The following is a 26,445-nucleotide window of genomic DNA, read 5'->3' as shown; positions in this document are numbered from 1 at the left end:
CTTTTTTCTATACCACATGCAGTTCATCTGTCATCTTTGGGGCATCTTCTTTAGAAATCAGCAAATAGCGTCTTTCAATTTCGTGCGCCAAATGATTGACGGATTTTAAAATCTCTTTGCGGGTGATAATCCCAACAAAGACATTGTCATCATCAACGATCGGCAAGAATGCTTGATCTACTAACAAATGCAGCATACTTTCCAACTCATCGTTTTCTTTGATGCAATTCACATTGACTTCCATGACATCTGCCACAGTCAGCCCTTCAATATTTTCCATACTGAAGCCAGTGAGATCCATCATGCGTTCTACGATGTTTGAGAGGCTGATTAAGCCGACTAAATGGTCCTCACTATCTAGTACAGGGATCTTTGAATAGCCCACTTTTGATAAAACAAGCAATGCGTGACTCAAAGGGTGGTTATAAAATACCGATGCCACATTTTCTGCCGGCACCAAGAAATTTTCTTGGTTCTCGAGTAATATTTTTTCTACGGTCTGTCCTATCAATCTAATTGCCTCCATTTCACAGCTACTCTTCTATTTTACTTGAAAATGAGAATAGAAAGTAGAAACCTGCAAAATTATAATGAAATTTTTACTTTTTGATTCCGCTTACTTAGCGTGTGAAAACAAAAGCTAGCTCAGGGACTTTATGAAAGGAACGATCATAGTATTGGATTGCCCATTGTTCTGGCGTACTTTCGATAATCGCAAAGCTTTTGATTTGAATTTGCCCTCGCGGTTGGGAAATACTGCCGGGATTCAGGAAAAGTCGATTCCCGACTTTCTCACAAGCAATTTGATGCGTGTGACCAAACAGTGCGACCGAGGCATCGGCTTGTTGCGCTTGCAGCCCTAATTTCGTTACACCAAAACGGACATCTGCTAAGTGGCCATGAGTCATATAGATGGTGTCCAGCGGCGTTTTGATGATACGCTCATTGGGAAAACCACCGCCATAATCGCAATTGCCGCAAACGACTTGAAAAGTATCCCACAAAGGGTCTGTGTCAGGTAGTTCGGAGTCCCCACAGTGCAGGAATAAATCGACTTGATTTTCGAATTCATTTTTAAGATCATCAAGAATCTCACGATCTGAATGATTGTCACTGACAACTAAATATTTCATACATTTTCTCCTTCTAACCACTCCTGCCACTGTTCCTGCAGCTTTTTGATTGCTAGACCACGGTGGCTCACTCGGTTCTTTTCTTCTTGACTCATTTGGGCTGCGCTTTGCTCTGAACCATCAGGAATAAACAATGGATCGTAACCGAACCCATTTTCTCCACGAGGGATACGGCCGATTCTTCCCGGCCATTGAGCTTCAACCACCAAACTATCTTTTCCTGGCGCTGCGAAAACTAACGTACAGTGAAATTGAGCACTGCGCTTGTCATCTTCGACATCCGTCAATTCGTAAAGTAATTTTGCATTATTGGCAGCGTCACTTTTTTGCTCACCAGCAAATCGAGCAGAGTACACCCCTGGTCGACCCCCTAATGCATCGACTTTCAGTCCTGAGTCATCAGCTAACACCGGTCTTCCCAAAATTCTGGCGATGGTTTCCGCTTTAAGGCGGGCATTTTCTTCAAAGGTGGTGCCGGTTTCTTCAACATCTGGCAAGGAAGGATAGTCTTTTAAGGTGCGGACATCGTAACCTGCTGCGCCAAATACGGCTTTAAACTCCTTGGCTTTTCCTGGATTGCCTGTAGCAATGACAATCGTTTTTTCGGGAATCTCATAAGGGGGTTCATCTGGTAAAAACAGTGCCTCTTTTTGATAGGCAATCAATTCTTCGATAGCTGTTTTTCCGTAGATCAGCATCTCATTCAACTGCTGGCCATCAAAGGTTGCTTCTTCCCCAGTTCCTTGCAATTCGACAAATCGACCAGATTCCGTCATCACCAAATTCATGTCAACAGCAGCTGAAGAATCTTCTTGATAATCGAGATCAGTCACACAGGTACCATCTGGTAAGATCCCGACACTAATTGCTGCCAAATGCTCCTTGATTGGATCTTCCGTCAATGCTTTGTCACGCAACAAGGTATCGATAGCTAAACGCAACGCGACAAAAGCGCCGGTAATACTGGCTGTTCTGGTACCGCCATCCGCTTGGACGACATCACAATCGACGACGATACTACGTTCCCCTAATTTTTCTAAATCGACTACGGCTCGTAAGGAACGAGCGATCAGCCGTTGGATCTCCATCGTACGACCAGAAAGCTTGCCTTTGGCACTTTCTCGACGATTACGAGTGTTGGTCGCTCGTGGGAGCATACTGTATTCGGCTGTGACCCAGCCTTTTCCCGTATCTCGTAAAAACGGAGGGACCCGATCTTCAATCGTTGCCGAACAAATCACGGTTGTGTCACCAAAAGAGATCACAACCGATCCTTCGGGGTGTTTGTAGACGTTGGTTTGAATGTTGACTGGTCTTAACATTGTTTCTTTTCTGCCATCATGTCGCATTTAAAAGCCTCCTAAATCAGTGTGAATCGATGAGATCGTGTCTAAATCAAGCCAATCATTGGCAATCTCATCAAATATTTTCGGTGAACCAGTAGTAAAAAATGCATGTTGCGGATGCGGATCGTCCTGACTCGTTGCTGCAATGGAAAAATAGTCCAACAAGGTACTGACTTCCCCCACCGTTTCTGCCCCTGAATCAATCAGCTGGATATGGGCGCCTAATTCATTTTGGATCAAAGGGCGCAATAAAGGATAATGAGTACAGCCCAGAATCACTGTATCTAACCGCTTGTTTTTCAATGGACGCAACGTTTCTGCCACGATTTTCTTGGCGACCGAGCTATGGTATTGTTTGCTTTCTACGATCGGCACAAACTTTGGGCAAGCCAAACTGACGACTGACGCATGGGGCGCTTTGCCATGAAGAGCGCGCTTGTAAGAGTCGCTTTTGATCGTTCCATTTGTTCCGATGACACCGATTCGCTGGTTTTTGCTTGCTTTGACTGCTGCTCGACTACCGGGCAGGATCACGCCAATCACCGGGATCGCTAGTTTTTCTTTGATTTCTTCAAGGGCGACCGCTGTCGCTGTATTACAAGCGATCACCAACATTTTAATGTTTTTTTCTAATAAAAAACGGGTCATTTGCCACGTATACGCGATAACTTGCTCAGCAGGTCTCGGACCATACGGGCATCTGGCTGTATCTCCCAGATAAAGAATCGATTCGTTGGGTAATTGCTTGATTGCTTCTTTGACGACCGTCAACCCACCAACACCAGAATCGATAAAACCAATTGGTCTGTTGTTTGTCATAGTTTCCATCCTTTACATGAAAAAAAGAGTTTGGTGCGTTTTTCTCTCTTATTCATTTTGGACTTTTTTTGTCTATTTTTCAAGTATTCCTTTCGTTTGCTAAAAAAGCTTTCCCAAAAAATACGAAACGGTCAAAAAGAAAAAAGCCCCAACGATTGGCTCACAACCCACAAGTTGCACTTGCATGGGTAAAAGACCGATCGTGGGGATGTTTTTGTCGATTATTCTTTTTAGTAATCGTACTGACGTTTTTCCAAAAAGCCAGAAAGCAATGACAATGCATAACAAACCAAAAAGTATAAAACAGTCATTGCCAAAAACATAGGCAAAACATAGTTTGTATTTTGACCATAAATGATTCGAGCATGATGAGTCAGCTCTGGTAAAGAAATAATCACGGCTAATGACGTATCTTTGATCAAAGAGATCAACTGACTGACGATCGCTGGCAACATCGCTTTAAATGCCTGTGGCACGACGATACTCCGCAATACTTCGACATAGCTTAGCCCTGTTGACAAACCAGCTTCCATCTGCCCTTTTGGCACAGCATTCAAACCAGCACGAAAGATTTCAGAGAGCATCGCTGATTCAAAAATCGTCAACGCCACAACCGCTGACCAAAAAATATTAAAGCGGATACCGATCTGCGGCAATGCAAAGTAAGTGAAAAAGATGATCAAGAGCAAAGGCAAGTTACGAATAACATCGATCACGACACCTAATACTTTAGAAAAGACCGGGATCGAGCTGAAGCGCAAAATGCCGGCGATCCCTCCGATAATAAAGCTAAATAAAATCGATAGGATCGACACTTCAACTGTTACCCGCAAGCCATCGATCAAGAAGCGAATGTTAATCGCTGAAAAAGCTTCAAAAAAATCCATAGTTCGTTAGCTCCTTTCTATGAGCGGACAGCCCAACGCCGTTCCAAGTAAACCATCAAATAAGACAATGGTAGGGTAATGATCAAATAGAAAAGACCAACAATGATATACGTATCGAATGTATTGAAGGTCTCACTTGCGATCAAATCCCCTTGATACATAATATCTAATCCTGCGACCATCGCCAAAATTGATGAGTTTTTAACAAGATTGATAAATTGATTGCCTAACGGCGGTACGACGATCTTAAAAGCCTGAGGCAAAATAATGTAACGCATCGCTTGGCTGTACGTAAAACCAGAAGACAAGGAAGCTTCCATCTGGCCTTTAGGAACCGTTTGAATCCCTGACCGGATCGTCTCAGCGATAAATGCCGATGTATAGATCGTTAAGCCAATCGTTCCCGCTTGAAAACCGTCAAAAGAAACCCAATACATTGGCACAACGACATAAAAGAACATCACGATGATCAATAAGGGAATATTTCTAAAAAACTCAACATACGCTTTGGCAATCCCTTTGATGAGGCGATTGTCTGACAACTGAAAAATTGCCATTAAGGTTCCGATCAAAAGACTAAAAAACAGTGCGATCAAACTCGCCATGACTGTGTATTTAAAGCCTTCAATAAACTGACCGGTATACGTTTGAAATAATTCAACCATTCAGTTTCCTCCTACTCTACTTTTCCTGATTCGTCTTCAGGGAACCACTTGTTGTATATCTCATCATAGGTTCCATCTTCACGCATTTCCCGCAAGGCTTGATTCACTGCATCAAGAAACGGCTTTTGTCCTTTATTGATGGCAATCCCATAAGGTTCTTCTGTAAAAGTTTCGCCAACTAAATGGTAATTGGGATTTTCACTCGCCATCCCTAATAAGATCGCATTATCCGTGGTCATAGCATCCCCTTGACCAGATTGTAAAGCAGTAAAGGCTTCCGCATAATTCTCAAGTTCTAAAATTTGCGCTTCTGGTGCTGCTTCACGGATGTTCACAGCTGAGGTAGAGCCTTTAACGACCAATACAGTGGTGTCTGCGGTCAAATCTTCGATCCCTTGAATAAGACTGTCTTTGGCAACTAATAAAGATTGACCTGCATCAAAGTAGACATCGGAAAAATCGACCTGTTTTTTACGTTCTTCCGTGATAGTCATCGTGGCGATGATTGCATCGATGTTGCCGTTTTTCAAAAGAGGAATCCGGGTTTTTGAGGTAACTTCAACAAAGATGGCATTGCCATCACGACCTAAAATTTTCTCAGTGATTGCACGAGCGATATCAATATCGAATCCCCGTACTTCTCTAGTCGCGATATCCATCAATCCAAAAAGACGGGTATCGTTTTTTACGCCCCAAACGATCTGATTCGTCTCTTTGCTGTTTTCTAAAATATCGATATCTGCGGCACTTTGTCCTTTACAACCTGAGAAAGTCACAAGGGCAAAGGCTAAGACTAGAAAGGAAAATATTTTCTTTCTCATAAGGGTTCCTCCTATTGCTTAATGATTTGTGACTTTACTCAAGAATTGTTTTGCACGTTCGTCTCTGGGTGCATCAAAGAATCCATCGACATCGCGCCGGTCTTCTAAGACTTGTCCTTCCGCCATAAAGACGATTCGATCTGCTACTTCACGGGCAAAGCTCATTTCATGGGTAACAACGATCATGGACATACCTTCACTGGCAATTTTCTTCATGACATCCAATACATCACCAATCATTTCTGGATCCAATGCTGACGTTGGCTCATCAAAAAGCAGCATCTCTGGTTTCATCGCAAGCCCTCTGGCAATTGCGACCCGCTGCTGTTGTCCGCCGGATAACATGGAAGGATAGGAATCTTTTTTATCTAACATCCCTACCCGATCAAGAAGTTTTTCCGCCAAATTGATGGCTTCTTGCTCATTTTGTTTTAATACTTTAATCGGTGCCAACGTAATATTTTCTAACACGGTTTTATTTGGATACAAGTTGAAATGTTGAAACACCATGCCGATGTTTTTTCTAATTTCTGTCATTTTGACATCTTTGTCAAACAAGTTCTTACCATTGACCAATAATTGACCACCTGAAATGGTTTCTAGACCATTAATCGTACGGAGCATTGTACTTTTACCAGATCCTGAAGGCCCGATAACAACAACGACCTCACCTTTTTCAAATTCAAGGTTGATGTTTTTTAATGCATGGAACTTTCCGTAATATTTCTCTACGTTCTTAAATTCGATCATTGCCATTGATTCACACTCCTAGCTTTTTTTAAAATTAAATGAGTAATTGGAAAGATTTGATTCATATTATAGCTCAATCTTTTTTCATTTGTAAAGGTTCTTTTCCAATGTTCCCCCCTTATTTCTGAAAAGACAAGTGCTATTTTACTTTGATGTGAGGTTTTTGTCCATGAAAATTTTTCTCACCCCATCAGATCACAAGGAGAACCGGTTGTTTCTTTTGCTAAAAAAAGGTAAGATAAACCATATAACAAAGGAAAAGGTGGAAAAAAAGTGAATACGATTTTAACTGGCGACCGCCCAACTGGCAAATTGCATCTTGGCCATTATGTGGGGTCTTTAAAAAAACGGGTCGAAATGCAAGCTGACCCTGAAAATCAGCTTTATATCATGGTCGCTGACATGCAGGCACTAACAGATAATGCGAAAACACCTGAAAAGGTCTCAGCGAATATTTTAGAAGTTGCTTTGGATTATTTAGCCGTTGGATTGGATCCAGCAAAAACAACGATGTTTATTCAATCGCAAATCCCTCAGCTCTCTGAATTGACGATGTATTATCTCAATCTAGTCAGTGTTGCTCGAGTACGACGCAATCCAACCGTTAAAGCCGAAATTGAACAAAAAAAATTTGGTGAAGGCGTTCCTTCTGGTTTCTTCATCTATCCTGTCTCTCAAGCAGCGGATATCACCGCTTTTAAAGCAAATTTAGTCCCAGTCGGCGAAGATCAAAAACCAATGCTGGAACAAACGCAAGAAATCGTGCATAGTTTTAATTCTACGTATAGTGAAGTATTAGTCGAACCAAAAGCGGTTTTACCGCCAAAAGGCATGGGACGTTTAGCGGGGATCGATGGGAACGGGAAAATGAGCAAATCATTGAACAACGGTATTTACTTAGCTGATCCAGCCGATGTATTACAAAAGAAAGTGATGAGCATGTACACGGACCCAAATCACATTCATGTCAACGACCCCGGACAAGTTGAAGGCAATATGGTCTTCACTTATCTTGATGTATTTGGTACCGAAAAAGAAAAAATTGCTGAATTAAAAGAACATTACACCCGTGGTGGATTAGGCGATGTCAAAATCAAACGCTATTTGATTGATGTTCTGGAAGCCGAATTTGCACCCATTCGTGAGCGCCGTGAAGCTTTTGCCAAAGATCCCGGTGAAGTGATGAACTTACTAAAACTTGGTAGTGAAAAAGCTGAACAAGTTGCCGCTCAGACGTTAGCTGAAGTCAAAAATTCAATGGGCATCAATTACTTTGCTTAAAAAACAAGCCTTTACGGCTTGTTTTTTTGTTTACAAATCGGAATGAATTCTTTCATGCAAAACATATGTACAAACTCTGTGTTAGATTTCACGAGAACACTTCCTCCCCAGACTGACACTTTGTGTATTTTGATTTGATGCTGTTTCTTGCGCAATAACCAAGAGAGCTGTCCTAAAAAATAACTTCATAAAACGCTGATTAGAAAATGTATTTTTTCAGCCTAGCCAGTGTTTAAAAAAGGTTGTACCAAAAAAACTGGATTGCCTTCTATAGAGAAATCTTTTACGGCTTTCACTCAACTCCTAACATTCTTGTGTCATCTGAGCATCTATTATAATAGTAGAAAACGTTCCCCACCCAACTTCTTTGTATGGTGGAGAACGTTTTTCTACTTATTTGATTAGCGGATTTCTGCTTGAACGTTTTCTTCTAAGTTACGAGTAATTTTCGCTATTGCTTGATTGATCTCTTCATCCGTCAGGGTAGCTTCCGGATTGCTAAAGGTCAGACTGTACCCTAGAGATTTTTTACCTGCTTCAATGTTTTTCCCTTGATAAACATCGAATAAACGAATATCACTTAAGAAGCGACCTGCACTTTCACGAATGATTTCCATCACGGATTGGTTATCGATCGTTTCATCGAGCAAGAGTGCCATATCTCGGGTCACTGATGGGAACTTAGAAACTGGTTGATAGACCAATTGTTCTGTTTTAGCTGCTAACAACTGATCTAAGTTCAATTCAGCAACATAGGTTTCACTCACTTCGTAGGCTTTGGTGATCGATGGGTGGACTTGTCCCAAGAAGCCGATTTCTAGGTCATCTAGCAAGATCCTTGCCGTACGCCCAGGATGCATCTCTTTGATAGCTGCCGTTTTTTGATAACGAATACGGTCGGTTAATGCCAACGAATCAAAAAGATTTTCTAAAAAACCTTTCAAATGGAAGAAATCAACTTTTTGAGCTTGGGTTTGCCAGTCTTTCTCATGGATATTTCCCGTCAATGCTAGCCCTAAGTGATTGACTTCTGTTGGCAGTTCGTGTTTACTGTCGCCCGTTTGATAGAAGACGCGACCAATTTCATATAAAGCAACACGATTGTTTTTACGTGCCAAATTGTACGCAACGTCGTCTAACAAACCTGAAATCAGATTCAAGCGCAAGACGGCACGCTCTTCGGTCATTGGCCAATCCAATCGAGTCACTTGGCTCGATTTATCCGTAAATTGTTGCGCCTTCTCTTCCGTTGTCAAAGCATAGCTGATGGCTTCACTGACCCCGTTGCCTTCCAAAAGAGTCCGAACTTCTCTAGTCAGACGTTGCGCTTTGGTTAAATGACCGGCAACCGTTTCTCCTTGCGGTAAAGTCGATGGCAAACGATCATAACCGTAAATACGCGCCACTTCTTCAATGATATCTGCTTCGATCGTAATATCCCAACGACGAGGTGGGACTGAAACAATATAGCTGTCTGCTTCTTGACGATGACCAAAGCCTAATGCATCAAAGATTTCTTGCACTTCTTCATCAGTGATTTCTGTGCCTAAATAGCTATTGATCCGTGCTAAAGTAATCGCAACCTCCACAGGTTCTACTGCTACTTGGGAACCTATTACTGCCTCTTTCAAGACCGTTCCGCCAGCAAGTTCCGCAATCAGTGCTGCTGCTGCATCACAAGCTTTTGCAACCGTTGCTTGGTTGATCCCTTTTTCAAAACGAGCGGATGATTCGCTTCTTAAATTGAATTTTTTCGAAGTCAAACGAATCGCTAATGGATCGAACAAGGCCGCTTCTAAAGCGACTGTGGTCGTCGTTTCCGTGATTTCAGAATCAAGACCTCCCATGACGCCTGCGAGCGCAACGGGTGTCGTTCCGTTGGTGATAACGATGTCTTCTGGGGAAAGCTGACGAGTTTCTCCATCTAAGGTAACCAGGCTTTCATTTTCTTTGCCGCGACGTACCAGTATTTCCTTGCTGTCTAGCTTTTGATAATCAAAAGCATGCAATGGTTGACCAAATAACAGTAAGATATAATTCGTCACGTCCACGACATTATTGATTGGACGAATGCCTTCATTCATCAAGCGATTTTGCAGCCATTGTGGACTTGGGGCGATCGTTACGCCATCAATGATTCGAATTTGGTAGGCGGGTGCATCCGTTACTTCAGTGACCTTCACCTGAATTTTATCGGCAGCAGCTACTTCACTTTCGGTAAGCGCAATTTCAGGAAACTTCGGTGTTTGCCGATAGATTGCACCGACTTCATAAGCAACCCCCCGCATGCTCAACGCATCCGCACGATTCGGAGTGATCGATAATTCGATAATGTGATCATCCATATCAAGATAAGGAAAAACTGGTGTTCCTACTTCTGCTTCTGCTGGTAAATAATAGATTCCTTCTGCGTATTCTTTGGGAATCACGCTATCTGCATATCCCAACTCTTGCAACGAACAAATCATGCCGTTGGAAACTTCTCCCCGCATCTTGCCCTTTTTGATTTTTACGTTGCCCGCGATTCGAGAGCCTGGTAATGCCACGATGACTTTGATGCCGCTTTTGACATTCGGCGCACCACAAACGATCTGTGAGTCTTCATCCTCGCCAATATTTACTTGGCAAATTGATAGATGATCAGAATCTGGATGTGGTCGGCAGTCGGTCACTTCTCCGACAACGATTTTTTTTAAACCCTCTTCAGGCACGTCAATACCTTCGACTTCGATCCCCGTCACTGACATTTTATCCGCCAGCTCTTTGGGTGTGATCTCAGACAGATCAAGGTATTCATTTAACCATTTGTATGATACTAACATTTATTGTTCCCCCTTGAACTGGCGAATGAAACGCACATCATTTTGATAGAATTGGCGAATGTCGTTCACGCCGTAGCGCAGCATTGCCACTCGATCAGGACCTAAACCAAAAGCAAATCCTGAATATTGGGTTGGATCGATCCCTGACATTTCTAAGACGTTAGGATGCACCATTCCAGCACCGAGGATCTCGATCCAGCCAGTTTGTTTACAAACATTACAACCGGCACCACCGCACTTGAAGCAGCTGACATCGACTTCGACCGATGGTTCTGTGAAAGGGAAATAGCTTGGTCGCAAGCGAATTTGGCGATCTTCCCCAAACATTTTTTGCATCATGACTTCTAAGGTTCCTTTTAAGTCACCCATCGTAATATTCTTATCGATTACCAAACCTTCAATTTGATGGAATTGGTGGCTATGGGTCGCATCATCTGTGTCACGACGGAAAACTTTCCCGGGTGAGATCATCCGCAGCGGCCCTTTAGAAAAATCATGAGTCTCCATTGTTCTCGCTTGCACTGGTGACGTATGGGTTCGAATCAGCACTTCCTCTGAAATATAAAAAGTATCTTGCATGTCTCTGGCTGGATGATCCTTTGGCAGATTCATCCGTTCGAAGTTGTAATGATCTTTTTCCACTTCGTAACCTTCGACTACTTGGTAGCCCATACCAACAAAGATATCTTCGATTTCTTCCATGATTTGCGTTAGCACATGGCGTGTTCCTCGGTCCATCTTTTTACCAGGCAACGTCACGTCGATGGATTCTTCAGCAAGAGCTTTTTCCAAGTTTGCTGCTTCGATAGACGTCTTGGCTTCTTCAATCGCTTCTGTCAAGATATCACGAATCTCGTTGGCATAGCTCCCCACCTTCGGCCGTTCTTCCGCAGAAAGATCTTTCACTCCCCGCAGAACTTCTGTTATGGGACCTTTTTTTCCAAGCACTTCCACTCGAATCTGATTTAAGTCATTCATGGTTGGACTTTCTTTGATTTTAAGCAATGTCGTTTCCTTCAATGCTTCTAATTTCTCTTGTAAAGACATGTATTTCCTCCTTCTATGCTGTGAATAGTGTAAGAATAAAAAGACTGGATTGACTGAATAAAGTGAGTATCATTCGTATAAAGACAAAAAAAGACATCATCCCTTAAAAAAAGGAACGACGTCTCGTGTTACCATCCTCATTCGCGAAAAAAACCGCGCACTCACTTCGGCTAACGACAGCAAAACTGCCGACTGACTGTAATCAGCAAGCTCCAGAAGTGAAATTCATTTTTCGAATACAGGACTTGCTTTCAGTCTGTGACAAGTCTCCCTTTTTCTGATTCAGCCAAATTACTAGTTTCTATCAACGCTTTTTATCTATTCATTTAAGCTTAGTTTACCTAATTTCCGGTGAGAAATCAACTGCATTCTTCCTCACGCACCCAGGTTTCTGCCCAACGCTTCACACTCATCATACTCTTTTCAAGAGCAATACCTCTTGGCGTCAAGCAGTAAAGATTGTTTTCTTTGCAGACAATTTCTTCCCGCTCTAATTCTTTCAAGCGTTCGACTAACACCCGATCACTCACTTGAGGAATCTTGTTTGCTAACTCAACAAATCTTTGTTTGCCGTCTTCAAGAAGGACATCAATGATCAAGCCGTTCCACTTTTTGCCTAAAATAGAAAAAGCTTTTTCAAATTTAGGACAAAGGGCGTAATCCGATTCTACTTTTATCATTCTCCATCACCTCTTTTACCTATTATAGCATATGACTTACGAATTGTAAGAAACTAGGATCGATCAGCTAGAATGCCACGATCATTTTAGGTTTTAACAGCACTAAATAGGTCTGTTTCACTGGTTTGTTCAATGCTTTCTCCAATGCTTGGCAGTAGAGTTTCAATTGACCATAATATCGTTCGCGCATTTTCTTTTCAATCTGAGCCTGACTGCCGAAAACATCATCTGTTTTAAAGTCATATAAAATGATTTCATCCGCCAATTCAATATAGCCGTCGATAATACCATGGATCAAAAGCGGCGCATCTGGTTCGTCAAACCCTTCAAAGATCGTATCAGCCTCTTTTAGCATCGAAAACGGCTGCTCCCGCTTCACCACATCAGAGGATCGGTTCAGCAGTTCACCTAGTTCAGTTTGATAAAACCACAAAATGCTCGATCGGTCAATTTTTTTGGCGATTTCTTCAGAAAAAAATTGCTTTTTCACGAGTTCAGCAATCAGGAGCTCCAAAGTATCTTGTGTTGGCGTCATTCCTAATGGGATCATTTGCAAAACCGTATGTGTTGCTGTCCCGATACTGCTGGCGAGAGGCTTCGTTTCTTGCAGAAATTTCGGTTTCGCCAATTCATCCTGTACGTAGCGATATTGCTGAGGATTCGTCTTCTCGGAAACCGACCGCCATTCCAACAAAGTGGTCTGTTGATCATCGGGATCGTTATAGAGTCTTTTCAATTCTGATACAGATTGATAACTAGTCGTTTGGGTCGCTTTTTGATAAGGATAGCGATATGCTAGGCGTTTCAAAAGATCATCGATATTGCTATCTGGCGCAAGCAATCGTTTAGACTCCTCGACTGGCACAAGGGTCTCTTGGACTTGTTGCGTGATCGTTTCTTGATTCCACCATGACAGACGAAAATGAGCAGGATGATCGATCGTCCGCTTGCGCTCTGACGCTTCAGAGAATACTGCTTCCATATCTGGATGGCGCATCAGGGTCCGTCCGACCCAATCCATCAAGCTCCCCCGGGCAACAAGCCGTAATGCAGGATCAAGAACCATCTCGGCTTGTGTCAGGCCAGATTGCCAAGTCTTAAAGGCATCCGCTTGATTTTTATAGGAGCCCACTAAAAAAAGCTTCTGCTCTGCTCGTGTCAATGCTACGTATAATTTTCGCATTTCTTCTGACAAGGCTTTTTTCAAACGAACTTGCTTGATGGCTTGAAACGGCAGTGTCTCAAATTTAAGGTTTTCTGCTGGATTCACATATTGGATCCCAGCCCCCAGCTGTTCTTCAAAGATATAGCGCTTTTGAAAATCTTGGTAGTTAAAGAATTTTGTTGTATCCAGTAAGAACACAACAGGGAATTCCAAGCCTTTACTTGCATGAACGGTCATCACTCGAACGGCATCTTCTACAGGAGTAGCCACAGGCTCCGCCAAATCTTTGTTTTTTTCTTGCATTTTTTCGATGAAGCGAATGAATTGGTACAAACCACGGAAACTGCTCTTTTCGTATTTTTCAGCTCTGTGGATCAATGCCACTAAATTTGCATAACGCTGCTGTCCTGCAGGAAGTCCCACAACATAATCCAAGTAAGCAGTATCTTCATAGATTTGCCATAATAAGGTTGGGATCGGTAATCTGCGTGCTTCTTCGCGCCATTGATTTAGTTTGGCTAAAAACCCATCCAACGTTTGCCACAAGGGTGACTCTTCTTGTTGAACATGATAATCCAATACTGCATCATAGTAGTCGCTGGAACGATTCGCTAAACGGATCTCAGCCAATTGATCTTCTGTTAGGCCGACGATTGGCGAACGCAAGACCGCCACAAGGGGGATATCTTGGTACGGATTGTCAATGATTTGCAGCAAAGAAACGACGGTTTGGATTTCCGTTGCCTGAAAATAGTTTTGAGCATCATTGACCGCCATCGGAATCCCAAACTGCTTAAAGACATCTAAAATGACAAGATTGTTTTTACGTGTAGGGGTCAATAAGACGATATCGTTGTAAGTGATTGGTCGATTTGTTTTGGCTTTTTTGTCATAGATCATGAATTTTGATTCAATCAACTCTCGAATCTTCAATGCAGTAATCTGCATTTCACCCTCTGTTTTGTCATCGATCAATTGTTCTTCGGATTCATGCTCTTTTTCATATAACAAGAGCTCTGTGGCAAAGGCGTCGCTTTCTGGAAAATGAGGAAAACCGGTAATCAAGGCTGCCGCCTCATCATAAGGGATTTGTCCAACCCGTTCATCCATCAGCTGTTGAAAAACTAGATTCGTAAAATCCAATACGTCGGAGCGAGAACGGAAATTTTCTGCTAAGACGATTCTCCGCCCACCATTCTCCGTTTCAAATGCCAAGTATTTTTCGATAAATAGCGTCGGATCTGCTAGTCGAAACGAATAGATCGACTGCTTTACATCCCCCACCATAAACATATTGCCGGGGTTATGATCGACTTGTCTCACCCAATATAAAATTGCCTCTTGCAGCCGATTGACGTCTTGATATTCATCGACTAAAACTTCTTCAAAGCGATCACGATAATAGGTCGACGCTTCACTTCCACTACCGTCTCCTTGTAAAATCTGCAAGGTGAAATGTTCCAAATCATTAAAGTCTAAACGGCCTTTTGAAAGTTTCCTTTCTTGGAATGCTTTCATAAACGCTTCGGTCATAGCTGCCATTTTTTCAACGACAGGTGCGGACCGATGAAGCAGCTCCATCATTTCAGCCGGTGGGTATGGAAAGGCCGCTTTCAATTGCTCAACCAATTTTTTCGCATCATCTCGCAAAGGTTTAATTTCTTGAGAGAGTTCCTTTTGTTCTGGTTTGCGAAAAGCTGGGTAGCGAGCAAAACGCAACACTTGGATTTGCTCATAGAAGCCATCAACATCGTCTGAATCAAGCAGAGCCTTTAAGGTTTCCACCATTCCTAATTCGGTATCGATCAATAGTGCCGCTTTTTCCATCGCTTCATCAGAACGGGCATAGTCTTGCGCCGCCTGCAGCAAATGCGCCGCTGTCTTCAAGTTTTCTTGCAAAGTCGGCTTGATTTGCGATTGGTACAGGGTATTTTCAGCAAAGGTTTCTTTGCCGATATAGTGATCACTTAGATGAGCTAACCAGTTTACTGGATCCGGATTTGCTCGGGCAAAGTCATAAAGAGACAGGATCAGATCCCCGACGCCTTCATCGGAACGATCACTAGAAAAATTTTCCGTCAAACGAAAGAACGCTTCATCATTGGCTTCATATTGTTGATCTCTCAGCTGTGTCCAGATTTCTTCTTTCATCAATAAAATTTCGGTTTCATCAGTCATCATGCGGAAATTTGGATCTAAATCGATCAAATAATAAAAACGCCGAATCACAGTTAAACAAAACGCATGCAAGGTAGAAATGTTAGCTGTCGGCAATAGCTGCAGCTGACGGACGAAGTGCTGGCGCTTTTGCTCGTCACTTTCTTGATTGATGGCCTGCTGCAATGCCGCTTGAATCCGTTCTTTCATTTCTCGAGCAGCTGCTTCGGTAAAGGTCACGATCAGTAAAGAATCGATCGTCGTTCCTGCTTTTAGCTTTTCAATCACTCGCCGAACCAAAACGGTGGTTTTACCTGAACCCGCTGAAGCGGAAACGAGGATATTATCCCCTTTATCAAAAATGGCTTGCCATTGGGTATCCGTAAAGGTTTCATTTTGCGGTTTTAAAGGGATCTTACTCATCTTCTTCCTCCCTTAAGCGATGGATAATCTCATCTTTAGATAAGTTTTCTAAACGGTGGTACTCATTTTCTTTCAATAATACATCAAAGTCACAGATGCTGCGAAACGGACAAAACTCACACGCCCTTTTTTTGTCTTTTAATTTATAAGACGGGTTTAAGGCGATTTCACCGCTCAACAGCTTCTCACCACTTTGTTGCATATTTTTCCGATTGTGTTTTCTTAATAGTTCAAGCTCTTCTTCTGTATAAAACTTGTTTTTCGCCTGTGTTGTTTTTTGATAATTGCCGTTTTTGTCTTTCCGAACAGGAAATACCGGCGAATTTTTGCTGGCTTCAACTTCCTCATCGAGTAACGGGAAAACAGCCGGTTCGTCAATAAACAACCCGTCATACTTGAAACGTTTTAAACGTTCTTCTTCACTGGCTTCTTGTCCGTCCAAAAGCGGATTATGCACATGCAGATAATATGCCCCCGCTGGTCGAACCTTTGGCGAACCAACCAGTTGGACAGCATCCGTCAATGCGACGTCGAGATACGTGATCAACTGCATCGCAAGTCCGTAGTAGGCTTCAGAAAGGTCAAAATCTCGGCTGCTAGATTTATAGTCAACAACGGAAAGCCATTGTTCTTCTTCCGTTTTCGCCGTATCGACACGATCAATCTTCCCCCGCACATGTAGTTTCCCGCCAGAACTTAATGGTAATTCGATCCCGTTGATCCCATTTGAGCCAGCGATCTGGCCGAATAGCACCTCCGTCTTTTCAGGACTAAAATGCATTTTTTGTCCTTGTTTCGCTAATGCCCACGCTACTCGCTGAATCGTCTTGCCTAATTGATACCGAATAAAATTCATCCGAGCAGAACTCGTCAGTAAGCGATAACGGCTTTCGCCAAAAATTTCCTGCAAAACGACTTCCACAAATTGCACGCGTTGGTCAGCAGTTAACTGGGTCAAGGAAATATTTTCAGCAATTAGGACTTTGACAAAGCGGTCCAACGCATCATGGAAAAACTCACCGGTCATTGCTGGATTTAAGCCATAAACTTCCCGTTCTTTTAACCGTAATCCGTAGCTGACGAAATACTTGTATTCACACTGATAGAACGTCTCCATCTGAGAAATGGAGCTGTAGATCGACGGGCCATATAGCGCCGCAGCTTGTGCTTGAGACAAAGGAATCGGAATATTTTGATGGGTTTGGCTTTCAAATACTTGGGCAGCTAAATCTGTCCATTCCGAACGTAACAGCGCTTGTTTCAGTTGCTCCCACACTCGAGGCAAATTCTCTTTGTTTTTTTGCGCTTGCTGACTGAGATTATTGATTTGGTAGATCAGGCCACGATAACTGCCAACATAGTCTCTCGGGTCACTGACTAGCGTCAAGATCCCCCGCTCTTGCAGTGGTACATCCAAATGCTTGACCACGCGGTCTAAATAAGGCGACATCTTGATGTTTTGCTGTGTATCAAAATTAACGGCATAGGACAGTGATAAGTGCTCTGTCGCTGAAAGCAAGACAGAATAAAAGGCAAATGGTTCTTTGACACTGCCTTCCACCACTGTGTCTCTAAGGTATTTCTCACCATTGAATAACTGATTGAAATGCTGACGTTCTTCATTCGTCAACAATGTTTTATTTTCCATTTTTCTTGGCAAAGCCGTTTCATTCAATCCCGGTGCAAATGTGATCTTCGCTTGTTTCGGACGCGCCAAATCAAGGCGGTTGATGTTGACTTGGTCGATCGCTGTTGGGATCTTTCCGAATGTGACATTTTCTAAGCCAGTCAATAAGACATCTTCAAAGAGCGCAAAATCAAAGGGCTCATCTCCATAGATCGTGGCATACTCATCCAGCAGATCCATTAAAGCTTGCCATGCTTGTTCATGATTGCGGGCTTGATCTAATTTTCCTTGTTGGATTGCCTGGTCTCGCCAATGCCTCAGCTGTTGCTCGACACCCGCATTCAGTAAAAAGCGATACAGCAGTTCTACGGCATCTCGATTTGTTCTAGCTGCTGTCAGCCAATCGAGTGTATCCACGACATCTTGCTTGAAAGCCCTGCGAAGCTGATTGGTGTACGCCGTCAAATCCACTTTGTCCACTGCTTCTTCTTCCGATTGTAAATACTCGATCAGTTCCCAATCTTCGTTTCTCGTCCAACTCGCTCCTTGGAAATCATGAGCCAGCGCTTTGTTCTCGGTAATATCCACCAACTTACGAAACTGGTCACGCCCAACAAGCCAATCTGCTTCGGAGCGATAGGCTGCCGGTAAGTAAAGTTCCGTTCTAAGCAACCGTAAAATATCATTTAAGCGAAAGCCATAGGATTGACAAGCAAAAAAAGCATTCAAAAACTCAACCAATGGATGTTGCGCCATCATCTGCTCTTCATCGATATAAAAAGGAATCTCAAACTCAGTAAAAATTTTAGGAATATACTGATGATAGACTTCTGGTTCGGCGATCAGTAATTGGATATCACGATACCGTAATGTTGGGTACCGTTTCTTATCACTCATCATCCCGCGGATCGACGCTGCGATTTGACGAATCTCTTCTTCGGGATTCCCAACTTTCCAGACAGCCAAGAAGTCTTTGACGGACGTCTGCTGATGATAATTGGCTTGTGATTGGGTCTGCCGCCAAAAAGTTTCTACTTCCTTGTATGCCTGCGGGATCGATCCCTCGTCTTCTTTGTCCACCTCTTGGTTGACGGAAAGTTTCTGATCTAAGTAAATGTTCACTTGATTGTCACGAGCAGAACTGATCAACTGATAATAGGTCCGTCCTGCTTCGTAAAATAAATTCAATGGCGTGGGCATCTCTTGTGGGTACCCGCGATCCAAAATAAGATCAATCACTACATGACTTCTCTTCATCAGTACTTGAATCAACTGTTGCTCTTGTGTTGAAAAAGCGGAGAAACCGCTGATAATAAATAAGGCGTGGGAAAGATCTGGCGCTTTGTTCAAAGAAACAGTGGTTGGCATTGCATGATCCACCGAGGAATCACCCAGCAAGGAACCTTCCAGAAAGCGTGTCAGTAAGGTGATCGGTTGTTCGACTTGCAAGGCACGCTCTAGAAGTTCTTGTTCAAATCGTTGAAAAATTATCGCTAATTCACTGTATTTTTTTTCTTCGTCTTGGGTTGCGCTTGGTGCAGCACCACCTGCTAATAAATCTTCGATCCCCAATCGACTTGTATGCATTTCTTGATAGAAAGCCAACAATTGTTGGATAAAACCCGCTTTGTTGATCTCACCACGGTATAAGACGAGTTCTTCTTCTAGTTCCAAAAGCAGCTTACGCATGATCATGGAGGCACCATTTTCAGTGATGGCATTTTGAGAAAGCAAGCCGGTTTGCTGCAGATAAAACCAAGCCAAACGGTGAAAACTATACACTTGCGCGCGAATAGAAGCAAAATCTTCTACGCGATCCTCTTTCAGTAATTGAAGGATCTCGCGCTCTCGTTCAAATTTGTTGTAGTTAGGTACCAGGAAAAATACTTCTTGATGGTCTTTTTCTAACCAGCTTTTTGCATTTTCTATCACTGCTTGATCATGACGACAACGGCCATCGCCAAGAATAAATCGTAAACTCATGAAAGGACTCCTTCTCTCCATCGTCTTTTAAAAAAATCCACTAAAAAATCAGCGACACGCTTTTTCGAATGCGTCTTTATTTTTAAGAGACTCTCCTTAAAAACAAAATAACAATCGCAGAATTTCATTCTTTGCCTACCATACCAAAATCGGCAATTGGCCAGAAAACAAATTTTACATCCCCCAAAATTGTTGATTCATCGATCAGACCTAATTGACGACTATCTTTGGAAATTCGACGGTTATCCCCTAACACTAAAATTTGACCTTCAGGAATGACTTCAACACCAAATAACCCCATATCAAAATCACTAGTCAACGGAAAGCCATCTGCGACAGCTGCTTTGAATTCATCCAAGTAGGGTTCATCATATGCTTGTCCATTGATATAAAGGGTATCGTTTTGATAGGAAACCTGGTCGCCAGGTAATCCGATTACGCGTTTGATATAGTTTTTGCCTGCTTCATCCGGTGCTTCAAACGTTATGATATCGAAACGTTCGATCTCGGTATTTTTCAAAGCAATCACCCGCTCACCATCATGTAATGTGGGGTCCATCGAATCTCCTTTTACGATCACAGGGGTAAAGACATACTGTCTTAATAACAAGAGGAATAAAGTAAAGATCACGACAAATCCTACTGTTTTTAAAAGCTCTTTTACTTGTTGCACGCGTCCCTCACTCCTTGAATGTTTTAACTATATTTTCCAAGAATCGAACAAACATTCTTATTTTTCTATTCTACCATAAAATGAAAGGAGCAGGACATCTCCTCTCTGGTTCTTTATGAAAATTTGGGGAATCATTGGACTTGCGTATGAATTGTCATCTTATCTAATCCGTGCTACGGTTGAAATAGAACCCATTATTGAAAGGAAGTGCCAAAATGAACCAACAGTTACCACAAGTGCCCACGAAGTTATTGATTGACGGAAAATGGCTTGAAGGAACAAAAGAGTCGGTTTCGGTTACCAATCCTGCCACTAATGAAGAACTGGTAAAAGTCAGCCAAGGAGGCATCGATGAAACAAAACAAGCGATCGATGCCGCCGCGAAAGCCTTCACAGATTGGTCAAAACGTTCGCCTCGAGAACGAGCCGATTTGATGAACAAGATTGCTGATTTAATGGAACAAGAAAGCGACCGTTTGGCAAAAATTATGAGCATGGAACAAGGAAAACCATTAAAGGAGGCAGAGGCAGAAATCCAATCCAACGTAGACAATTTCCGTTGGAATGCCGCCGAAGCACAACGGGTCTACGGCGAAGTGATTCCAGCTCCTGCACACAATCATTGGCTGGTGCGAAAAGAAGCCATCGGTGTTGTTGGTGCGATCACGCCTTGGAACTTTCCTTCCAATATGATTGCTCGAAAAATCGCTCCTGCCATGGCAGTTGGCTGTACCCTTGTTATGAAACCATCTAAAGAAACACCCCTATCAGCATTGGCTTTAGGTGAACTTTTTCAACAAGCGGGCCTTCCTGACGGAGTCGTCAATATCGTCTTAGGGGATTCTTCTGAAATCGGGAAAGAATTGACTGAGAACAAACAAGTCAAAAAAATCACCTTTACCGGCTCCACGAAAGTTGGGATGAAATTATACGAACAAGCTGCACCAACTCTGAAAAAAGTTTCATTGGAGTTAGGCGGCCATGCCCCGTTTCTTGTTTTTGCTGATGCTGATTTAGATTTAGCTGCTGAAAAATTAATTGCAGCAAAATTCCGCAACAACGGTCAGGTCTGTACATCCCCCAATCGAATTTTTGTCGAAGAATCCATCAAAGAAGCCTTTACTAAAAAGCTATTAGGGCAAATGGAAGCCGTAACTGTTGGTAATGGTTTAGAGAACCCCACCGTTGGTCCTTTGATCAATCAAGCAAGCGTTAAAAAAATCATCGACCAGCTGGAAGACGCGGTAAATAAAGGGGCTAAAGTCTTATTCGGTGGGAAGAAGCTTACTGAAGGTGAATACGAAAAAGGCAACTTCTTTGCACCAACGGTCATCGACGGCATCACTCCTGACATGACTATTTACTATGAAGAAACCTTTGGACCCGTGATTCCATTGATCTCATTTACGGATCGACAAGCAGTCATCGCTGCGGCAAATGATACGGAATTTGGATTAGCCTCTTACTTCTTTTCAACGAATCTGCAAACAATCTCGGATGTAGCCCAAAACCTCCAATATGGGATGGTTGGGGTCAATGACATTGCGATCTCAAACCCGGCGGCTCCCTTCGGCGGCGTCAAACATTCCGGTTTTGGTCGTGAAAACGGCAAATATGGTCCTGAAGAATACGTGACTGTCAAATTTATCGCCATTGATGCCCAGTAAGAAAAAAAGTCAGGCGCGTTTGCCTGACTTTTTTCTTACAAAGCATTTTGTTTTACTAACATTAAGTAAGAATGTATACTTCATTCTATGACAATAGAAAAGGTGGAATACTATGACAAAATTTCTTGATACGATCAAACAGCGCCGTTCAATCTATGGATTAGGCAAAGATGTTTCACTCTCAGATACAGAAATCGAAGCCATCGTGAAAGAAGCAGTAAAAAACAGCCCAACTGCTTTTAACGCACAATCGCCACGTGCCGTGATTTTATTTGGCGATGCCCACGAAAAATTATGGACGTTAACGGAGGTTGCTTTAGAACCATTGACACCACCGGAGGCGTTTGAAGCAACGAAACAAAAACTTGCTGGCTTTAAAGCAGGTTATGGGACCGTTCTATTCTTTATTCACACAGATACCGTTAAGAACTTGCAAGACCAATTTGCCCTTTATGCAGATAACTTCCCGGTCTGGGCAGAACAATCGAATGGGATTGCCCAAGCGAATGTTTGGGTAGCTTTAGAAGAAGCCGGATTAGGCGCCAACTTACAACATTATAATCCAGTAATTGATGATGCTGTTGTAGCTGAATGGTCAATTCCTGAAAATTGGCAGCTGCGGGCCCAATTAGTTTTTGGTTCAAAACAAAGCGAACCAAATGAAAAAGAATTTTTAAATGATGACGAACGTTTCCGCGTTTTCCATTAAAAACGATTCCCGATTTTAAAAAAAAGACCCTTGATTACGGCCACATACGGCAGCAATCAAGGGTCTTTTAGTCATTTTTTCCTTGATCATGATCGACCAGAATATCGATCGGTGTTCCTTCATTCAAGTGCTCCGACAAAAAAACCACCAATTCAGCTAACGGTTGTTTGAATTTCATTAATGGTCCCCGCATCCCTTTTCGAAAATAGTTCATCTTGATGGGCTGCCCTTCCTTTTCTTGAAATAATACGACCCGATCAATGTCTTGGTACAGTACCCCTTTAATACTCATTGGATGGACAATAATTCGATCTAGGGCTAACCCGCGGCTGTCTAGCACAAAGCTTAAAAAGACAAAACCTGAAACGATTCCTCGCACCTGATTATCCAATTGGTCATCCATCATCAACATGGATAGGATAATCATTACTGAAAAGATCGTAATAGCGATTTTGCTTAGTTTGCGCTCAACAGCAATAAAGTGAATCTCTTTGCGTACCACCAATAAATAGAGGTACAAAACGATCGTAAAGGCACACATCAATAGCGTTAACCCACTCATAAAACTCTCCGTTCTGTTTTCTTTTCCCTATTTTACCAAAAAATGATCTGTTACAAAAGGCTTAGTCTATTTCCTAGGTTTTTTGATATCTATTTTCACCAGAATTCGGTACAATAAGAAAAAAAGGAGGAATTATCATGAATGCATTTTTTGATAAATTACAACGCTATGACTTGCTTCGTGCCGTCGTATATATCGTCTTCGGCTTCATTATCTTGATTGCACCACGATCTGTTTTCAACACGATCGTTTATCTCGTTGCCGGATACATCGCATGTCTAGGGATTATCAGCTTGTATACGAGCTACAAAGAAAAACAAAAGGGCTATCGCAATGTGCAATCCGTCTCTGGTATCTTACTGTTGATTGCGGCAGCTGCGATTTTAGTTTTTGCCAAAGGATTACTTGCCATCGTGCCATTTTTCTTAGGAATCATGATCACCATCAGCGGTTGCACCCGATTGATGGCAAGCTTTAACCAAAAACGCATTGGCTTACCTTATATCACTAGCTTGATCATCAGTCTATTGATCATTGCTGCAGGGATCATCCTAGTATTGAATCCCTTCGCCACTTGGTTGTTATTCTTCCAAATTTTTGGCGGGATCTTGATTTTCATGGGTGCCTCCGATGCGGTCAACCATTTTCAACGAAAAAGAGCCTAATAAATGAGAATGTTTTAAAATTTCCTACGAATCTAACATCTACATGTAGACTTTTCCCGCTATTCCTTTTAAAATAGGAGATATCAAACAGTCAGTCCATTGACACGCGGGAGGTGCGACATGAAGAAAATCAAGCAAGAAGCAAAACATCCAAACGATGTACCGGTAATTTTTTTGACCGATGCAACTGGCAAAGTCGTACGAAAAATCTCGATCAATGAGTGGCGTGCGTTAAAAGCGAATCCAGAACAAATCGAAGAACTCGATATCAAATTGTATCGTGAAGCGATCAGTTTCTATCTTCAAGAAGACTATGCGAAAGCAAAAGATCTCTTGCACTTCTTGATCAATAAAACGGACTATAGTCATTACGAATATGTTGAACGATTAGCCAATATCTATCGCATCGAAAATCGTCCTGCTAAAGAAAAAGTCCTATTGCTGACTGCTTATCATGCAATCAAACCGTTAGAATCCTCTGAAGGAATTCTAAGAAGGATCGAAAATCGATTACAAAAAATCGATGCCTTTGATTTTCCAACTTCGACACAATTCAGTCATTAAAAAAGCAGCTATCTTTCGATAGCCGCTTTTTTTATGCTTCTGGCAGTTTACGCAAAAGACGTAACCCGTTAAACAATACGATCAATGTACTGCCTTCATGGGCAAATACCCCCAACCCAATGTTCATCATGCCGAATAGATTCAAGCCGACTAATAACGCGACGATAAACATGGAGAAAAAAATATTTTGCCAAATGATCCGATCCATCTTCTTCGCTAAGCGATAGGCATATGCAAAACGCGAAAGATCATTCTTCATGATCACTGCGTCTCCTACTTCAATCGCAACATCTGACCCTTCCCCCATCGCAAAGCCGATGTCTGCTTGAACAAGTGCAGGGGCATCATTGATACCATCACCCACCATGGCGGTTTGTCCGTATGCTTCTTGGAGTGCTCGTACCGCTTCCGCTTTGTTCTCAGGCAAAACATTGGCAGCCACTTGGTCAACCTTTAAGCGCTGACCGATTGCTTCACCAGCAGAAGCACTGTCTCCGGTAATCATAACAGTATGGATACCTTCATTTTTCAAATAATGAATCACAGAAGCTGCCTGTTCGTTCGGCTCATCCATCAATGCGATGATCGCCGTAACCTCTTCGTTGATGGAAAACACGACCATTGTTTTTCCTTGCGCTTCCAATTGACGGTACTGTTGCTCCATCAAACCTGTTAACTGGGTGTTTTCGGTTCTTTTTCCTAATCGATAGGTTTTTGTTCCTGCGACGGCACCTAAACCGGAACCAATCTCGTTTGTGACAGTCAACTGTTCGATTTCTCGTATTTTCTCTGTCTTCTCGAAATAAGTAACGATCGCATCTGCTAATGGGTGGTTGGCTTGCTTTTCCATCGAAACGATGACCGCTGCTGCCTCTGCTCGATCGATCGTATCAGCGAAAACGGCTTCCGTGACTGTAGGTTTTCCGACGGTCAAAGTTCCCGTTTTGTCAAAAGCCACCGCTTTGATCTGAGCGAAATTGGTCAAGTAATTGCTCCCTTTAAAAAGAATCCCTTTTTTCGCTAGATTCGAGATCGCCGATAAACTAGCAGGGACGGCGCTTGCCGCTAAAGCACAAGGAGAAGCCGCAATCATCATTACGATCCCACGATAAAAACTTGTATACCAATCCCAACCAAAGAGAAACGGTGCAGTCAAAATGAACAAAGGAACTGCAATGAAAACAACTGTTACATAGATTGGTTCGATTTTTTTGATTCGTGTTTCGGTCGGTGATTGATTTGATTGCGCCGCTTCCACCACTGAAAGAATTTTTGCGAAGACTGTTTCAGAGCTGTCTTTCGTGACTTCCATCAAAAATGTGCCGTTTCCATTAATCGTACTCCCATAGACTTCGTCTCCTGTAGTCTTTTCTCGAGGAATACTTTCCCCATTGATCGAAGCTTCATTGATGGCACTCGTTCCAGAAAGGATTACGCCATCTGTTGCTAACTGATCACCAGGTAGCACTTGCAAAATATCTCCTTTTTTTATCTCAGAAGCGGCAATTTTTTTGGTTTTCCCATCCGGACCCATCAAACGGGCTTCCGTGGGATTCAATTTGAGAAGATTGGTGATTTCTCTTCGACTTTGTCCCTCGGCGTATTCTTCTAAGAAGTGAGCGCCTGCAAAAATCAAAATCAACAAAGCTGCTTCATTAAAATTTCCTATGACCATGGAACCAATCGCTGCCAACAACATCAAAAGATGTACATTCGGTGTGAATCGCCGATTGGCTCTGGTACTCTTTATGGTATCCTCGATTCCTTCCCACGAAATGTGATAACCTGCTAATAAAACCGCAGCAAAATAAAACCCATCTTTCACCCATTGGTTCGGAACAAAAAGTGCCAGTATAAAGAGCAGTAAGCCTACAAAATAAATGTTACGTGGGAGAGTCCCATGATCGTGAGTATGAGAATGCCCCTCCGTTTTTGTGTGATCATGTTGACAAGTATGTTCAGCCATCAGTAAAACCTCCTCTAGTCCATCTATCATATG

Annotated in this window: 21 protein-coding genes; 5 read left to right on the top strand and 16 right to left on the bottom strand. The window is 42.5% G+C overall.

All coding sequences use genetic code 11. The annotated features are described in order from the left end of the window. Window positions 1-7: 7 nt before the first annotated feature. From cbpB to A5883_RS06655, 8 genes are all read right to left on the bottom strand, one after another. The gene (cbpB, locus tag A5883_RS06690; RefSeq protein ID WP_005226181.1) at window positions 8-511 is read right to left on the bottom strand and encodes a cyclic-di-AMP-binding protein CbpB; all 504 of its coding nucleotides are present in this window, start codon (window positions 509-511) and stop codon (window positions 8-10) included. Window positions 512-620: 109 nt separating this feature from the next. Further along, window positions 621-1,133 (bottom strand): metallophosphoesterase, encoded by a 513-nt coding sequence (locus A5883_RS06685; protein WP_086299466.1) that lies wholly within the window; start codon window positions 1,131-1,133, stop codon window positions 621-623. Beyond that, window positions 1,130-2,482: a ribonuclease PH gene (gene rph / locus A5883_RS06680; RefSeq protein WP_061054088.1), complete on the bottom strand. Its 1,353-nt coding sequence runs from the start codon at window positions 2,480-2,482 to the stop codon at window positions 1,130-1,132. Before rph ends, A5883_RS06685 begins: the two co-directional genes overlap by 4 nt. Beyond that, complete coding sequence (gene racE, locus A5883_RS06675) at window positions 2,483-3,298, bottom strand: glutamate racemase (RefSeq protein ID WP_008381904.1); 816 nt, start codon at window positions 3,296-3,298, stop codon at window positions 2,483-2,485. Between the two features lie 230 nt (window positions 3,299-3,528). Next, window positions 3,529-4,185: an amino acid ABC transporter permease gene (locus A5883_RS06670; RefSeq protein ID WP_005236107.1), complete on the bottom strand. Its 657-nt coding sequence runs from the start codon at window positions 4,183-4,185 to the stop codon at window positions 3,529-3,531. A gap of 17 nt (window positions 4,186-4,202) precedes the next feature. Continuing rightward, complete coding sequence (locus A5883_RS06665; protein WP_005226186.1) at window positions 4,203-4,850, bottom strand: amino acid ABC transporter permease; 648 nt, start codon at window positions 4,848-4,850, stop codon at window positions 4,203-4,205. Between the two features lie 11 nt (window positions 4,851-4,861). Continuing rightward, window positions 4,862-5,671 carry a transporter substrate-binding domain-containing protein gene (locus A5883_RS06660; RefSeq protein WP_086299467.1) on the bottom strand — a complete coding sequence of 270 codons (810 nt, stop codon included), beginning with the start codon at window positions 5,669-5,671 and terminating at the stop codon, window positions 4,862-4,864. An 18-nt stretch (window positions 5,672-5,689) separates the two neighbouring features. Further along, a complete protein-coding gene (locus A5883_RS06655; RefSeq protein WP_008381909.1) occupies window positions 5,690-6,427 on the bottom strand; it encodes an amino acid ABC transporter ATP-binding protein in 738 nt (245 codons plus the stop codon). Window positions 6,428-6,694: 267 nt separating this feature from the next. On the opposite strand from A5883_RS06655, the gene trpS reads away from it, so the two are divergent. Further along, window positions 6,695-7,702: a tryptophan--tRNA ligase gene (gene trpS, locus A5883_RS06650; RefSeq protein WP_086299469.1), complete on the top strand. Its 1,008-nt coding sequence runs from the start codon at window positions 6,695-6,697 to the stop codon at window positions 7,700-7,702. Window positions 7,703-8,103: 401 nt separating this feature from the next. Here the strand turns inward: trpS and pheT are convergent, their stop codons facing one another. The 6 genes from pheT to lepB form a co-directional block, all read right to left on the bottom strand. Continuing rightward, window positions 8,104-10,524, bottom strand: coding sequence for a phenylalanine--tRNA ligase subunit beta (pheT, locus tag A5883_RS06640; protein ID WP_086338183.1), 2,421 nt, complete (start codon window positions 10,522-10,524; stop codon window positions 8,104-8,106). Beyond that, window positions 10,525-11,571, bottom strand: a complete 1,047-nt coding sequence (gene pheS, locus A5883_RS06635) for a phenylalanine--tRNA ligase subunit alpha (protein ID WP_086299471.1) — start codon at window positions 11,569-11,571, stop codon at window positions 10,525-10,527. It abuts the gene before it with no gap. Between the two features lie 359 nt (window positions 11,572-11,930). Continuing rightward, complete coding sequence (locus A5883_RS06630) at window positions 11,931-12,251, bottom strand: winged helix-turn-helix transcriptional regulator (protein WP_005226192.1); 321 nt, start codon at window positions 12,249-12,251, stop codon at window positions 11,931-11,933. A gap of 67 nt (window positions 12,252-12,318) precedes the next feature. Further along, complete coding sequence (gene addA / locus A5883_RS06625; protein ID WP_086338182.1) at window positions 12,319-15,996, bottom strand: helicase-exonuclease AddAB subunit AddA; 3,678 nt, start codon at window positions 15,994-15,996, stop codon at window positions 12,319-12,321. After that, complete coding sequence (locus A5883_RS06620) at window positions 15,989-19,606, bottom strand: PD-(D/E)XK nuclease family protein (protein ID WP_008381921.1); 3,618 nt, start codon at window positions 19,604-19,606, stop codon at window positions 15,989-15,991. The genes addA and A5883_RS06620 overlap by 8 nt, the downstream gene beginning before the upstream one ends. Before the next feature lie 124 nt (window positions 19,607-19,730). Continuing rightward, the gene (lepB, locus tag A5883_RS06615) at window positions 19,731-20,279 is read right to left on the bottom strand and encodes a signal peptidase I (RefSeq protein ID WP_005236123.1); all 549 of its coding nucleotides are present in this window, start codon (window positions 20,277-20,279) and stop codon (window positions 19,731-19,733) included. A 215-nt stretch (window positions 20,280-20,494) separates the two neighbouring features. Between lepB and A5883_RS06610 the strand changes: the two genes are divergently transcribed. After that, the gene (locus tag A5883_RS06610; RefSeq protein WP_008381925.1) at window positions 20,495-21,946 is read left to right on the top strand and encodes an NAD-dependent succinate-semialdehyde dehydrogenase; all 1,452 of its coding nucleotides are present in this window, start codon (window positions 20,495-20,497) and stop codon (window positions 21,944-21,946) included. A gap of 112 nt (window positions 21,947-22,058) precedes the next feature. Further along, window positions 22,059-22,655 carry a nitroreductase family protein gene (locus tag A5883_RS06605; protein ID WP_008381927.1) on the top strand — a complete coding sequence of 199 codons (597 nt, stop codon included), beginning with the start codon at window positions 22,059-22,061 and terminating at the stop codon, window positions 22,653-22,655. A 67-nt stretch (window positions 22,656-22,722) separates the two neighbouring features. On the opposite strand, the gene A5883_RS06600 is transcribed toward A5883_RS06605, so the two are convergent. Further along, a complete protein-coding gene (locus A5883_RS06600; protein WP_005236128.1) occupies window positions 22,723-23,217 on the bottom strand; it encodes a hypothetical protein in 495 nt (164 codons plus the stop codon). 137 nt (window positions 23,218-23,354) lie between these two features. On the opposite strand from A5883_RS06600, the gene A5883_RS06595 reads away from it, so the two are divergent. Next, window positions 23,355-23,882 (top strand): HdeD family acid-resistance protein, encoded by a 528-nt coding sequence (locus A5883_RS06595; RefSeq protein ID WP_005226199.1) that lies wholly within the window; start codon window positions 23,355-23,357, stop codon window positions 23,880-23,882. Between the two features lie 120 nt (window positions 23,883-24,002). After that, window positions 24,003-24,446 carry a hypothetical protein gene (locus A5883_RS06590; RefSeq protein ID WP_008381931.1) on the top strand — a complete coding sequence of 148 codons (444 nt, stop codon included), beginning with the start codon at window positions 24,003-24,005 and terminating at the stop codon, window positions 24,444-24,446. Window positions 24,447-24,477: 31 nt separating this feature from the next. Here A5883_RS06590 and A5883_RS06585 read toward each other — a convergent pair whose 3' ends face one another. Next, complete coding sequence (locus A5883_RS06585; RefSeq protein WP_086299473.1) at window positions 24,478-26,412, bottom strand: heavy metal translocating P-type ATPase; 1,935 nt, start codon at window positions 26,410-26,412, stop codon at window positions 24,478-24,480. Window positions 26,413-26,445 lie beyond the last annotated feature (33 nt).

Source organism: Enterococcus sp. 5B3_DIV0040, assembly GCF_002140755.1.
Taxonomy (GTDB): domain Bacteria; phylum Bacillota; class Bacilli; order Lactobacillales; family Enterococcaceae; genus Enterococcus_D; species Enterococcus_D casseliflavus.
Note: the sequence above shows the minus strand (reverse complement) of the source record. Positions and strands in the feature narration are given on the sequence as shown.

Coding starts and splice junctions, on each gene's coding strand:
- A5883_RS06685 (WP_086299466.1), bottom strand. CDS start 1,133: ATGAAATATTTAGTTGTCAGTGACAATCATTCAGATCGTGAGATTCTT.
- racE (WP_008381904.1), bottom strand. CDS start 3,298: ATGACAAACAACAGACCAATTGGTTTTATCGATTCTGGTGTTGGTGGG.
- A5883_RS06590 (WP_008381931.1), top strand. CDS start 24,003: ATGAAGAAAATCAAGCAAGAAGCAAAACATCCAAACGATGTACCGGTA.
- rph (WP_061054088.1), bottom strand. CDS start 2,482: ATGCGACATGATGGCAGAAAAGAAACAATGTTAAGACCAGTCAACATT.
- A5883_RS06665 (WP_005226186.1), bottom strand. CDS start 4,850: ATGGTTGAATTATTTCAAACGTATACCGGTCAGTTTATTGAAGGCTTT.
- A5883_RS06595 (WP_005226199.1), top strand. CDS start 23,355: ATGAATGCATTTTTTGATAAATTACAACGCTATGACTTGCTTCGTGCC.
- A5883_RS06610 (WP_008381925.1), top strand. CDS start 20,495: ATGAACCAACAGTTACCACAAGTGCCCACGAAGTTATTGATTGACGGA.
- pheT (WP_086338183.1), bottom strand. CDS start 10,524: ATGTTAGTATCATACAAATGGTTAAATGAATACCTTGATCTGTCTGAG.
- A5883_RS06630 (WP_005226192.1), bottom strand. CDS start 12,251: ATGATAAAAGTAGAATCGGATTACGCCCTTTGTCCTAAATTTGAAAAA.
- A5883_RS06670 (WP_005236107.1), bottom strand. CDS start 4,185: ATGGATTTTTTTGAAGCTTTTTCAGCGATTAACATTCGCTTCTTGATC.
- A5883_RS06660 (WP_086299467.1), bottom strand. CDS start 5,671: ATGAGAAAGAAAATATTTTCCTTTCTAGTCTTAGCCTTTGCCCTTGTG.
- pheS (WP_086299471.1), bottom strand. CDS start 11,571: ATGTCTTTACAAGAGAAATTAGAAGCATTGAAGGAAACGACATTGCTT.
- addA (WP_086338182.1), bottom strand. CDS start 15,996: ATGAGTAAGATCCCTTTAAAACCGCAAAATGAAACCTTTACGGATACC.
- A5883_RS06600 (WP_005236128.1), bottom strand. CDS start 23,217: ATGAGTGGGTTAACGCTATTGATGTGTGCCTTTACGATCGTTTTGTAC.
- A5883_RS06620 (WP_008381921.1), bottom strand. CDS start 19,606: ATGAGTTTACGATTTATTCTTGGCGATGGCCGTTGTCGTCATGATCAA.
- A5883_RS06605 (WP_008381927.1), top strand. CDS start 22,059: ATGACAAAATTTCTTGATACGATCAAACAGCGCCGTTCAATCTATGGA.
- A5883_RS06585 (WP_086299473.1), bottom strand. CDS start 26,412: ATGGCTGAACATACTTGTCAACATGATCACACAAAAACGGAGGGGCAT.
- A5883_RS06655 (WP_008381909.1), bottom strand. CDS start 6,427: ATGGCAATGATCGAATTTAAGAACGTAGAGAAATATTACGGAAAGTTC.